We start from the raw sequence: 13284 nt of genomic DNA on the forward strand, positions 1-13284 counted from the left end.
CATCTGCATCAGGGGCAAATCAGGCGCAATATTATTATTTTACGCTGACATCGATACCCGGGAAGTATTTCTTCGCAAGCTGGTCGATCGTTCCGTCAGCGCGGACTTTCTCAATGGCCGCATCGAGCTGTTTTTTGGTGGCCTCATCACCTTTACGCAGCCCGAAACCGATCCCGCTGCCGAGGATAGTGTCGTCCGACACCGGTTTGCCAATAAAACCAAACCCTTTCCCCTGCGGCTTACTGAGGAAACCTGCTTGCCCGGCCGCTGACATCACCAGCGAGGCGTCGATACGACCATTCAGCAAGTCACCCCAGGCCATATTCTGATCTTTATAAGACACCACGGTGACACCGTGCTTCTCCCAGTGCTCTTTGGCATAGGTTTCCTGAATGGAACCCTGCAGCACGCCAATCGTTTTGCCTTTTAACCCTTCCGGCGTCGCTTCAACGCCGCTTCCTTCTTTGCCCACCAGTTGGGAAGGAATACGGTAGATCGGCTGGGTGAAGTCAATGCTCTGACGGCGCTGATCGGTGATGTTCATCGCCGAGTTAATGGCGTCAAATTTCTTCGCCATTAAGCCCGGGATCAACGCGTCAAAGGAGGTCTCAACCCAGCTGCATTTCAGCTCGGCAGCTTTACAGATCGCCTTACCCAGATCGATATCAAAACCTTCCAGTTCGCCCGAGGCATTGCGGCTTTCAAACGGCGGATACTCCGCTTCCAGGCCATAGCGCAGCTCGGTCGCAGCAAAGGAAGAAAATGAACACAGCAATCCCATGCCGACAACTAATGCGTTAAATTTCATCTCAACACTCCTTAGCGTGGTTTAACCCGACACAGGGCCTGCGCACCTGCCCGTAATGTTGCCTCGTCTTTAGCAAAAGAGAGGCGGATCAATTTGTTATCTGTTCCGTCCGTATAAAACGCCGACAGCGGAATGGTTGCCACACCGGATTCGACGATCAGACGTTTAACCATCTCGCTATCACTTTCGTCGCTGAAGTGGCTGTAATCAGCCAGCAGGAAGAACGACCCGGCGCTCGGCAGCAGACGGAACGGCGATTCCGCCAGTAAATTTTGCAGCAGATCGCGCTTGCGCTGGTAAAACGCCGACAGCGACAGCCAGGTTTGCGGATCGGCCATGTGCTCCGCAAAGGCGTACTGCATTGGAGTATCGGCAGAAAACATCAGAAATTGATGCACTTTGCAGATTTCGTCCATCAGCTCAGCGGGAGCCACACAATACCCTACGCGCCAGCCGGTGACATGATAGGTTTTTCCAAATGATGAGATGATCACGCTACGCTCCGCCAGCTGCGGATGCGTGGCCATGCCGTGATGCGGCTGTCCGTCAAACACCACGTGCTCGTACACTTCATCAGACAAAATAATGATGTCAGTCTGGCGGGTGATCGCCGCCAGCTGCTCCAGGTCTTGTGCAGAAAAGACCTGTCCGCTCGGGTTGTGCGGCGTATTAATGATGATCATGCGGGTGCGGGGGGTGACCGCAGCGCGAACTTCGTCCCAGTCGACGGCAAAATCTGGCACCGTGAGTTTAATCGCCACAGGCGTCGCGCCCTGCAAGCGGACAATCGGCGCGTAGCTGTCGAAAGAGGGTTCAAAATAGATAACTTCATCACCGGGATGCACCAGCCCGCTGATGGCTGAATAGAGCCCTTCGCTGGCGCTGGCGGTGATCAGCACTTCGCTGCTGGCGTCGTAGCGGGTGCCATACAGCGTGGCAATTTTATCGACGATGCGCTCTTTCAGCGGCTGCAGGCCTGTCATCGCGGCATACTGATTATGCCCCGCTTCCATCGCCCGCGTGACGCCCGCGATAAGTTTAGGGTCGCAGGAAAAGTTGGGCGCTCCCTGAGAAAGATTGATGGCGTTATGTTGAGCGGAGAGTTGGCCAATCACGGTAAAAATCGTCGTGCCAACGTCAGGCAGTTTTGAACGGGTTTGCACGGGCGTATGCAGAGTCATCATCAATCCTTTTGCGTGGATATTGCATAACTATTCAACAAGAAGGACACCGCGGGGACAACCGAATTGTTGTCATAGTAGCCATGACGAAAATGCATAACTTGAACGTTTTTGAGGGTAAAAGAGACACTTTGACTTTTTGCTTAAAAACTCAATCAGCGATCACAAATATCAAATGACGTCGTCTGGAAATATAAAAACAAGAACAAATATTCGCCACTATTAATTAAAAACAAATAAACACCATGAATAAATAAACGAAATATATCACTCAATGTAATCAAGGTTTCAATGCGTTACTTTTGACGTAAATATTAACATTTTACCGGTTCATATTAATTGCCGCCGCATTCGAAACAATATTACGATTCCTCCGATTCTTGTTATGGGCAAAAGTTCATCTCAAATCATAATAAAAACCTTTCTAAGGAATGAAAAAATGAATAGAAAAGTATTGGCACTGGTCATTCCTGCGCTTCTGGCAGCAGGTGCAGCTCACTCAGCTGAGATTTATAACAAAGACGGCAACAAACTGGATCTGTACGGTAAAGTAGATGGTCTGCATTATTTCTCTGACAACACTTCTGCAGATGGCGATCAGAGCTATGTTCGTCTTGGCTTCAAAGGCGAAACTCAGATTAACGACCAACTGACCGGTTTCGGCCAGTGGGAATACAACGTTCAGGCTAACAACACTGAAGGTTCGTCAAACCAGTCCTGGACCCGTCTGGGCTTCGCGGGTCTGAAATTCGGTGACTACGGCTCATTCGACTACGGTCGTAACTACGGCGTGCTGTACGACGTAGAAGGTTGGACCGATATGCTGCCAGAATTCGGTGGCGATACCTGGGCACAGTCTGACGTTTACATGACCAGCCGTGCTAACGGTGTGGCAACCTACCGTAACACCAACTTCTTCGGTCTGGTTGATGGCCTGAACTTTGCTCTGCAGTATCAGGGTAACAATGAAAGCGCCGAAAATGCCGAAGAAGGTACCGGTATTGGCAACGAAGGTACTAACAACGGTCGCGACATTCGTCATGAGAATGGTGACGGCTTCGGTATGTCCACTACCTATGATTTCGGCATGGGCTTCAGCGCTGGTGCGGCTTACTCTTCTTCTGACCGTACCAACGATCAGGTGAATTCCGCTGGTGGTCGTTATGCTGGTGGCGATAAAGCTGATGCATGGACTGCAGGTCTGAAATACGACGCGAATAATATCTATCTGGCAACCATGTATTCTGAAACCCGTAATATGACCATTTACGGCGACAATGATATGCAGGGCGGCATTGCTAACAAAACTCAGAACTTCGAAGTAACCGCGCAATACCAGTTCGATTTCGGTCTGCGTCCAGCCATTTCTTACCTGCAATCTAAAGGTAAGGATTTAAGTTACAACACCAGTAACACTAATGGCACTATCAGCACCATTAACGCAGATAAAGATCTGGTTAAATATGTTGATATCGGCGCAACCTATTACTTCAACAAAAACATGTCCACCTACGTTGATTATAAAATCAACCTGCTGGACAACGACGATCAGTTCTATAAAGATGCTGGCATCTCTACAGACGATATCGTAGCCTTGGGTCTGGTTTACCAGTTCTAATTCTATGCATCATGTAAAACCCGCCGCCCGGCGGGTTTTTTTTTCGCCGATTGACAGACTCCTCCAGCTCATGTGTGATGGACGACATGATAAAAATGCATGCCTGGAGAGTTTATGTCGCGCCGTACCTTCCCACACAATGCTGTAGACGCCTTTCTGGTCACCGCCCGTCATCTGAATCTCACCCATGCGGCAAAAGAACTGTGCCTGACTCAGGGAGCCGTGAGCCGGAAAATTGCCACTCTGGAAAGCTGGTTTGGCTTCCCGCTTTTTGAACGGCACGCACGAGGATTGAGACTTTCCTCGCAGGGAAGCGCCCTGCTGCCTGATCTGCAGGCCGCGTTCGAACATCTGTTAACGGTGGCCGAACAGGCGCGCGCGCAGCAAACGGTCGTGCGCCTGAAAGTCCCGACCTGTGCCATGCGCTGGCTGGTCCCGCGACTGCTACAGGTCGAACGCGAACAGCCCGAGCTGCAGATTGCACTCACCACCTCTACCGATCACACGGTGAACTTCAAAACCGAATCCTACGACGCGGCGATCGTGTTCGGCACCCATCTAAACGCGGGCGATCTGCTGTTTGAGGAGGCGCTAACGCCGGTGATGAGCCCACTACGATTAAATGCCCCGCTGGAAACCCTGACCTTTCTTCACCCTACGCGGGACAAAACGGACTGGTCGCTTTGGCTCTCCAGACAGGCTGAACTCGCCCTAACGATGCAGAGAAATCAGCATTTCGACACTATGGATTTGGCGATCACCGCGGCGATGCAGGGGCTGGGTGTCGCAATTGCAGACGAAACGCTGGTCGAAGAGGACATTCGCGCCGGACGACTCGCGCGCCCTTTTGATACCAGCGTCAAAACCGGGGCCAGCTATCGGCTGGTGTTACGGGAATCGCGCGCGAAAGCCGCCGGGCTGGCCGCGTTTCGCGCATGTTTACTCAATCAAGACTCACATGGTGCTTCATCACCCGTTTAAACAGGCTCATTCGGGCGCGCATAAAGCGGTTTTCCAGCCGAAAACCTGCATGTTTATTCAAACCGATACGCAGCAACACGTCCCGCCCTTTACGACAGGCAGGCCAGCGCGTCGGACCCTGTAGCGCATCGCAGGTTCGGCTCGCATGACGGGCAAAGTTGACCCAGTAATCCGCCACCTGCGCGGCAAACGCCAGATCGCGCTCGTTCACATACTGGCGTGAAGGCTCAATGTTCCCGAGCGTATCAAAAACATACGGCACTTCATTCCCGTGCCACGCGCCGTTGAGATAGGTTTCGTGCTCCGCTTCTGCAACGTAGTCAAACCAGTAGCGCCAGCAAGGCTCGCCGACGCGCTGCTGCGCCTGCATCACCACAAATCCCATGGTGGTGAACGCCATATCGCGGCACACCTGCCGCCCCAGCTCTTCGTCGCCCTTCACACCAGGATAAAGCAGCTTGATCAGTCCCAGACCAAATCGCCGCTCACGGCGCAGCTTCTGAATTTGCCCGGCGAGATCGATGCCAAACACCGCCATCACGCTGGCTTCGTCGCTGTTTGAGCCAATCATCAGCGGCACTGGGTGCTGACGGGCAGCAAAGAACACATCCAGCATCGGCTCCGGCAACACGCTGTCGCCAACAATCGGCGTCGGCGCGATATTCAGGGGCGCCGCGAGGGACCAGAAGGCGTCCGCCGGGATCGCCCGCAGCTGTTCTGCCGTGGCATTCTGAATACCAAAATGCGCCGCCAGCGCCTCACCTTTTTGCAACGCCTGCTCGCGCGGAGTATCGGGCAGCGTGTAGCCGCTCTGGACAATCGCCTTATGAAACAGCCCTTTTGCCAGCGGAGAGGCAAGCAATGACAGCACGCTGCGCGCCCCGGCAGACTCACCGAACAAGGTCACGTTATCCGGGTCGCCGCCAAACGCGGCAATGTTGTCGCGCACCCAGTTGAGAGCTGCAATTTGATCGTACAGCGCAAAATTATGCACAACCGACGCTTCTTCACCGGCGAGCGCCGGATGGGCGAAGAAACCGAGATGGCCCAGACGATAGTTGATCGTCACAACAACCACGTCCCGTTGCGCCAGCGCTTTTCCGTTATAAGGTGGCAATCCGCCCGCGCCGATCGTAAACCCGCCGCCGTGCAGCCAGACCATCACCGGCAGCGGCGCATTGCGTTTTGCGGGAGACCAGACGTTGAGATAGAGACAATCCTCCGAGAACCGCCCAGGGTCGCCCCCGCCCAGTTCCCGGCAGTAGTCGCTGTTTTGCCAGCTGGATGCCGATATCGTATCGGCCAGACGAATACCGTCCCAGGGTTCAGGAGGTTGTGGCGATCGCCAGCGCAGAGCGCCGACAGGCGGTGCGGCATAGGGAATACCGCACCAGACATGAATATCTTCATCCGTAAAACCGCAGAGCGCACCCTGACGCGTCGTCACCACCGGGGGAGTGGAATGTTCCATAATCACCTTCTTTTTCCATCACACCCCAGCAGAGTAGCGATTTCAGAGCAAACCGCAACGCCGTTTACTGCGGTCTTCCGCCTGCTGATAGAGCTCAAACTCGTCGTACACCGGGCAACCGAGCGCGGTTTCAAATGCTTCCCGGCTGGAATTCCCGTGGCTCCGCGCCTGGGTTTCATTCCCCAGATTCGACTGGAAAATCCCCGCCGCGCTCACCGGCAGAAAATCTTCATAGGTAATGGGCTGCGCCACGACCCAGCCGCGCTCAATCAGCGGCTGCGGATCGTCGCCCGGACGAAATGCCTGCCGATGGGCCTCGCCCGCAGGCGTCAGACGGTAGCGGAAATAGGCCAGCTCCTGACGGCGGAGGAACATTTCGCTGTCCGGGAAGGTCTGGAACACTTCGCGCAGGTGCAACTGATGGGTCAGATTATCCCTGCCGGTGCCTGCTTCGGTAAGCAGCCGATCATAAAGTTCTCGGCCCTTCGGCGTGAGTGCCACCCCACGCTGCTCGATCTCGCCAAAGCGCGCCGTGTGCGTGCCTTTATGTTCTCCGGCAAACAGCACCGGCTCTTCCAGCGCTTTAAAACTGGTCTGACGCAGTAAAATCGGCACCTCACGACGCGGCGGGCCTTCGATCAAAATCTTCGGTTCAATGCCGTACTTCGGCATCAGCTCCTGCACCCGGTCGATATCTAAGGTGCGCGGCGTAAGATGGTTGATATGGCAGCCGCGGAAGCAGACCACGTCGGCAATCAGCCGATGTTCATTATGCAGCGCCAGATAGGTTTCCTGATCGACGGTGGCGTGGCGATGCCAGCGGAAGGTTTCCAGCGCTTCACGAACAAACTCGCGCGCCTGCGTTTCAGTAAAGTGCCCTTCCGACTCATGCAGCGCGATCAGCTCCAGGCAGCGCGGCGTGAAAATATTGCGCTGGGCGAGGATTTCCGTCGCGCGTTTGCGCATATCCACGTTCTCGATAAGCTCCATGCGCAGCAGCGAGGTGAAAACGCGGAACGGATTGCGGGACAGCGCGGCGTCATCGATGGGGCGAAACGCCGTGGAGTGTACCGGGACGCCTGCCTGGGAGAGATCGTAATAGCTGACGGGATACATGCCCATAATGGCAAACATCCGCCGCAGCGTTGAGAGTTCCTGCGCACTGCCCACGCGGATCGCCCCGTGGCGCTCGACATTCAAACGCGCCAGCTCATCGGCGTTGGCGAGTTGTTCATGTAAGTGCGGATTATTTTCCAGTACCGCCAGATTCACATCCGCAACCAGCTCCAGCAATGTGCCGTACTGCGGAACTTCCTGTTGGTACATCCCTGACATAGCCTGCGAAAAGTGTTCCCGAATGTCATCAGCCGTGATGGTGTTCGCCATGATGTCATGCCTCCAGTGAATATTACCTGGAGTGTAGAGAAGGCCGTCCTCGTTGGGGGGAAGAATTTGCGATTTGTGATCCTGGCAGGCAAGTGGTTATTCCCTGCGCTTTTTGTCACTGATTATCACGAAACGTCATAAGCGGAATGCATCTTCCGCCTGTGAAAATTTTCTTGTAACTCAAATAGATCAAATGTTAATAATATTTTGCTATCAGGTTATCAAAATTAAACATCTGTCCTTGTCACTCCCATGGCTATCTTCATAACATCGCATCATGGAAAAAAATGGTTTGTTTAGTCAGCGCATACGCTTGCGCCATCTGCACACTTTTGTGGCCGTCGCTCAACAGGGAACGCTGGGGCGTGCGGCTGAAACTCTTAATCTTAGCCAGCCGGCCCTTTCAAAAACGCTGAACGAACTGGAACAACTGACCGGAACTCGTCTTTTCGATCGCGGGCGTCTTGGCGCGCAGCTGACCTTAGTCGGCGAGCAGTTTCTGACCCATGCCGTCAAAGTTCTGGATGCCCTGAATACCGCCGGTCAGGCGCTGAATCGTAAAGACGATCATCCCGGCGACGTGGTGCGCGTGGGCGCGCTACCCACGGCAGCGCTCGGCATTTTGCCTGCGGCCATTGGGCAGTTTCATAAGCAGCAAAAAAACACCACCCTGCAGGTGGCGACCATGAGCAACACCATGCTGCTGGCGGGATTAAAGTCGGGCGAGCTGGATCTGGGGATCGGGCGCATGTCCGATCCTGAGCTGATGGGCGGCCTGAATTATGAACTCTTGTTCCTGGAATCACTGAAACTGGTGGTTCGCCCGAATCATCCGCTGCTTCACGATACGGTGACCCTGAGCCGGGTGATGGAGTGGCCCGTGGTGGTATCGCCGAAAGGCACCGCCCCGCGCCATAACGCCGAAGTGATGCTGCAAATGCAGGGCTGCAAGCTGCCGTCCGGGTGCATCGAAACCCTTTCGGCGTCGCTATCGCGTCAGTTGACGGTGGATTATGACTACGTCTGGTTTGTGCCGTCCGGCGCGGTAAAAGAAGATCTTCGCCAGGGCTCGCTCACCTCTCTGCCCATTGCCTCTCCTGGGGCCGGTGAGCCTATCGGCATTTTGACTCGCGTGGACACGCCGCTCTCTTCCGGCGCGCAGTCGCTCCTGAGCGCGATCCGCAAGTCGATGCCAGGCTAAGATCTTTTCTTCGTCTTCCTTCAAACCCGTCACCCTGACGGGTTTTTCGTCTGTTTAATCAAATAATGCGAAATCATTTATTAACAATTGCGCAAAACAATTTAACAGATTTATCATAGCCGGGAATTCACCAAATGGTTCACACCCTCTTTCACTCAGTGGGTTTAAAAGCCGTATAAACGGTATTCATCGTATAAATCATCATTTAATCCGTATTCAATTACCCATTTGGTACAGGCAAAACATCCTTGCTGTGGAGTGAATACGAGGTCTTTAAGGAGATAGACATGGCATTTGGCAGCGCGCCACGCGGGGTCCCAAGACTTCTGCAGTGGCTCCTGGTCGTCCTGATGGCACTCATCGGACTGGCGATCGGCGGACTGGGCCTGAAGCTCGCCACCGTAGGCGGCACCTGGTACTTCCTGATCATGGGCGTGGTGATGTTGGTCTCCGCCTTTTTAATCCTGACGAATCGCACCAGCGGTATCGTCCTTTTTGCTATCGCGTTTGTCGCCTCCCTGTTCTGGGCGGTTAGCGATGCCGGGTGGGATTTTTGGCCGCTCTTCTCGCGCCTGTTTACCCTCGCCGTGCTGGCCTTCCTGTGCGCCATCGTCTGGCCGTTCCTGCGCGCGGTAAACAGCCGTCAACCGGCTAACACCAAACCGGCGTTCGCCCTGGCCGCGCTGCTGGCCGTCGCCATGCTGGTGAGCTTCGGCTGGATGTTTAAACCGCAAACCCTGGTGGCCGCTAACGAAGCGGTGCCGGTGAAACCCGTCGCGCCGGGCGAAGAGCAGAAAAACTGGGAGCACTGGGGCAACACGACCCACGGCGACCGTTTTGCTGCGCTTGACCAAATCAACAAGCAGAATATCGGCGAGTTGAAAGTGGCCTGGACCGCGCACACGGGCGATATCCCGGTGAGCAACGGTTCCGGCGCGGAAGACCAGAACACCCCGCTGCAGATCGGCGACACCCTGTTTGTCTGCACGCCGTACAGCAAAGTGCTAGCCCTGGACGTCGATTCCGGCAAAGAGAAATGGCGCTACGATTCCAAAGCCACCGCGCCCAACTGGCAGCGCTGCCGTGGGCTGGGCTTCTTTGAAGATCACAGTGTCGTGACAACGTCACAAACCGAATCTCAACCTGCCGCCTGCTCCCGTCGTCTGTTCCTGCCGACCACCGATGCGCGTCTGATCGCCATCAACGCCGATACCGGTAAAGTCTGCGAAGACTTTGGCGATCACGGTATTGTCGATCTCAGCGTTGGTATGGGTGAAATCAAGCCAGGCTACTACCAGCAAACCTCGACGCCGCTGGTGGCCGGGAATGTGGTGGTCGTTGGTGGCCGTGTGGCGGATAACTTCTCCACCGGTGAACCGCCGGGCGTGGTGCGTGCCTATGACGTGCACACCGGTAAACTGGCGTGGGCCTGGGATCCAGGCAACCCTGAACTAACCGGCCTGCCGCCGGAAGGTCAGACCTATACGCGCGGTACGCCGAACGTCTGGTCTGCGATGTCTTACGACGCCAAACTAAACCTGATCTATCTCCCGACCGGCAACGCGACGCCAGATTTCTACGCAGGCGAACGTACCGCGCTGGATGATAAATACAGCTCCTCGATTGTGGCCGTCGATGCCACCACCGGTCAGGTGCGCTGGCATTTCCAGACCACCCACCACGATCTGTGGGACTTTGACCTGCCTTCCCAGCCGCTGCTGTACGATCTGCCAGACGGCAAAGGCGGCACCACGCCAGTGCTGGTGCAAACCAGCAAACAGGGCATGATCTTTATGCTCAACCGCGAAACCGGTAAACCGGTGGCGAAAGTGGAAGAGCGCCCTGTCCCGGCGGGCAACATTGAAGGTGAACGTTACTCCCCGACGCAGCCGTATTCCGTTGGCATGCCGATGATTGGCAACCAGACGCTGACCGAATCCGACATGTGGGGCGCGACGCCGGTCGATCTGCTGCTGTGCCGTATCCAGTTTAAAGAGATGCGTCATCAGGGTGTCTTCACCCCACCGGGTCTGGACCGTTCTCTGCAGTTCCCTGGCTCTCTCGGCGGGATGAACTGGGGCAGCGTGTCGGTTGATCCGAACAACGGTCTGATGTTTGTCAACGATATGCGTCTGGGCCTGGCGAACTACATGGTGCCGCGCGCTAACGTCGCTAAAAATGCGAGCGGGATCGAGATGGGTATCGTGCCGATGGACGGGACACCATTCGGCGCCATGCGCGAGCGCTTCCTCTCTCCGCTGGGCATTCCATGCCAGAAACCACCGTTCGGCACCATGTCCGCCGTGGATCTGAAAAGTGGCAAACTGGTGTGGCAGGTTCCGGTCGGTACCGTTGAAGACACGGGTCCGCTGGGCATTCGTATGCACATGCCAATCCCAATCGGCATGCCAACCCTGGGCGCGTCGCTTTCGACTCAGTCTGGTCTGCTGTTCTTCGCGGGCACTCAGGATTTCTACCTGCGCGCCTTTGATACTGCGACCGGGAAAGAGATCTGGAAAGACCGTCTGCCGGTGGGCAGCCAGTCCGGTCCGATGACTTACGTCTCACCGAAAACCGGGAAACAGTACATCATTATCAACGCGGGTGGTGCGCGCCAGTTGCCGGATCGCGGCGATTACATTATCGCCTACGCTCTGCCAGATAAGGCGTAACGATCTAATGCAAAAGGGGCCGATTGGCCCCTTTTTTGCCCGGCGGCGCTACGCTTGCACGGGCCTACGGGTTTTGGTTTTGTAGGTCGGGTAAGGCGCAGCCGCCACCCGACTTTCACCCACTCAGAACGTTTCCCAGTTATCCCCACCGGTCACCACTGCCTGGCGCAATGGCGCAGGTTGAGCCACTGGCGCACTCTTACTCCCACGCCCTGCCGCTACTCCATTCAGACGAAACGCCCCAACGGCTTCTGTCAGACGCGCGCCCTGTTCTTCCAGAGATGCCGCCGCCGCAGAGGCTTCCTCCACCAGCGAGGCGTTCTGTTGGGTCACTTTATCCATCTCAGAAATCGCCTGGCTGACCTGGACGATACCCCGGCTCTGCTCGTCGGACGCCGCCGCGATCTCCAGCATGATGTCCGTCACGCGCTTAACCGCCTCGACGATTTCATTCATGGTGTTACCGGCGGCAACCACTTCGCCTGAACCCTGGTCGATAAGACTGACGGATTCATGAATCAGCCCTTCGATCTCTTTCGCCGCGTTGGCACTGCGGCTTGCCAGGGTGCGCACTTCGCTGGCGACCACCGCAAATCCGCGCCCCTGTTCGCCCGCACGTGCCGCTTCCACGGCGGCGTTCAGCGCCAGAATGTTGGTCTGGAAAGCGATGCTGTTAATCACCGCAGTGATTTCAGAGATTTTCTTCGAGCTGGTCGAAATATTGCTCATGGTTTTCACCACGCCGGAGACCATCTGACCGCCGCGGCTGGCTTTGCCGGAGGCGTCTTCCGCCAGTTTGCTCGCGTGATGGGCGTTATCGGCGTTTTGCTTCACGGTGGCGGTCAGCTCTTCCATGCTGGCGGCGGTCTGCTCGATGGCGGCCGCCTGCTGCTCGGTGCGTGAAGAGAGATCAGTGTTACCGGCAGAAATCTCGCTGGTACCACGATAAATCTGTTCCGCGCCCTCACGAACGGTGCCGACGGTGTTCACCAGCGAGTGCTGCATGGTTTGCAGATCGCGGGTCAAACGCCCGATTTCGCTGCGCCCGGTCAGGTCGTCGGCCATGGTCAAATCCCCTTTCGCAATCTGCTCGATGCGACGGGCAGCGCGTTGCAGCGGATGAATCACCGTGCGGCGCAGCACCACGAAGGTCATGGCGGTCAGCAGCAGTGCCAGCGCAAAAGCCCCGACCATAAACATCAGGCCGAGCTGGGTACGCTTGTGCGCCTGAGTGGTCAGGGCATTGGCGCGATCGGTACGGATCTTAATCGCCTTCAGCAGCACTTCATTGTACGCATCATCCAGCGGACGCGCGGACTCGTTCTCATGGTTGATAATGGCTTCGAACATGCCGTTTTTGGCATATTTCAGCATCGGCTGCAGGCCGGTGATATAGGCGTCAAAGCGGGTTTTGAGTTCACCATCCAGCGCTTCGTCAGCAGGGGTACGCACCGGACGTTTCATGTAGGCGGCAAAACCCTCCTGCGACTGCTTAATGCGGGTTTCGGCTTCGGCGATGTTTTGCTTCATCGCGTCCATCTCGGCAATACGGCTGGCCGCACCGGCATGGATCATATTAATTCGGGCGGTACGCAAATGGTTCGAGCTATTCGATAACCCCGTGCGCACCTGAATTTCTGACGTGACATCCTGCAGGTCCGTATCGGCCTGCAGCAGGAAATACCCCGCCAGACCCGAACTCAGCGCGAATAACAAAATGATGCCACCGAGAATTGAGGAAAACAGCGGAACCAGCCGGATATGATGCAGGAAGCTCAGCGTTTGCGGGCTGCGCATCGTTTTGTTGTTGTCCATGACCGTCGACTCTCTTTATAGGTAAATGCGTGAAACACACGCCTGTAAAAGAGTCATCGGCACGCGACGAAATTTGATTACGGCTAAAATCGCCAGACAGGTCACACTTTAGAGAAGAATATGCAGGAAGTGCCAGCGGCAAAAACCGCTG

The 13284-nt window shown here is 55.7% G+C and carries 9 protein-coding genes; 4 read left to right on the top strand and 5 right to left on the bottom strand.

The window, feature by feature from the left end:
- Positions 1-34: 34 nt before the first annotated feature.
- On the bottom strand, positions 35-808 hold the full coding sequence (locus QQF33_RS01615) for an ABC transporter substrate-binding protein (protein ID WP_285154947.1): 774 nt from the start codon (positions 806-808) through the stop codon (positions 35-37).
- A gap of 11 nt (positions 809-819) precedes the next feature.
- Positions 820-1989: a pyridoxal phosphate-dependent aminotransferase gene (locus QQF33_RS01620; RefSeq protein ID WP_282493124.1), complete on the bottom strand. Its 1170-nt coding sequence runs from the start codon at positions 1987-1989 to the stop codon at positions 820-822.
- 439 nt (positions 1990-2428) lie between these two features.
- On the opposite strand from QQF33_RS01620, the gene ompC reads away from it, so the two are divergent.
- Both ompC and QQF33_RS01630 read left to right on the top strand, forming a co-directional pair.
- Positions 2429-3607, top strand: coding sequence for a porin OmpC (gene ompC, locus QQF33_RS01625; protein ID WP_285157275.1), 1179 nt, complete (start codon positions 2429-2431; stop codon positions 3605-3607).
- A gap of 114 nt (positions 3608-3721) precedes the next feature.
- Positions 3722-4588 carry a LysR substrate-binding domain-containing protein gene (locus QQF33_RS01630; RefSeq protein WP_285144510.1) on the top strand — a complete coding sequence of 289 codons (867 nt, stop codon included), beginning with the start codon at positions 3722-3724 and terminating at the stop codon, positions 4586-4588.
- Here the strand turns inward: QQF33_RS01630 and QQF33_RS01635 are convergent.
- Positions 4551-6059 (bottom strand): carboxylesterase/lipase family protein, encoded by a 1509-nt coding sequence (locus QQF33_RS01635; protein WP_285157276.1) that lies wholly within the window; start codon positions 6057-6059, stop codon positions 4551-4553. The two genes, QQF33_RS01630 and QQF33_RS01635, sit on opposite strands and share 38 nt — an antisense overlap.
- Before the next feature lie 42 nt (positions 6060-6101).
- Complete coding sequence (gene hglS, locus QQF33_RS01640) at positions 6102-7445, bottom strand: 2-oxoadipate dioxygenase/decarboxylase HglS (protein WP_285157277.1); 1344 nt, start codon at positions 7443-7445, stop codon at positions 6102-6104.
- Positions 7446-7722: 277 nt separating this feature from the next.
- On the opposite strand from hglS, the gene QQF33_RS01645 reads away from it, so the two are divergent.
- Together QQF33_RS01645 and QQF33_RS01650 are read left to right on the top strand one after the other, a co-directional pair.
- Positions 7723-8646, top strand: coding sequence for a LysR substrate-binding domain-containing protein (locus QQF33_RS01645; protein ID WP_282493129.1), 924 nt, complete (start codon positions 7723-7725; stop codon positions 8644-8646).
- A gap of 287 nt (positions 8647-8933) precedes the next feature.
- A complete protein-coding gene (locus QQF33_RS01650) occupies positions 8934-11318 on the top strand; it encodes a membrane-bound PQQ-dependent dehydrogenase, glucose/quinate/shikimate family (RefSeq protein WP_285157278.1) in 2385 nt (794 codons plus the stop codon).
- Between the two features lie 123 nt (positions 11319-11441).
- On the opposite strand, the gene QQF33_RS01655 is transcribed toward QQF33_RS01650, so the two are convergent.
- Positions 11442-13133, bottom strand: a complete 1692-nt coding sequence (locus tag QQF33_RS01655; RefSeq protein WP_285144514.1) for a methyl-accepting chemotaxis protein — start codon at positions 13131-13133, stop codon at positions 11442-11444.
- Positions 13134-13284: the final 151 nt, after the last annotated feature.

Source organism: Lelliottia wanjuensis (genome assembly GCF_030238365.1).
GTDB classification, from domain to species: Bacteria; Pseudomonadota; Gammaproteobacteria; order Enterobacterales; family Enterobacteriaceae; genus Enterobacter; species Enterobacter wanjuensis.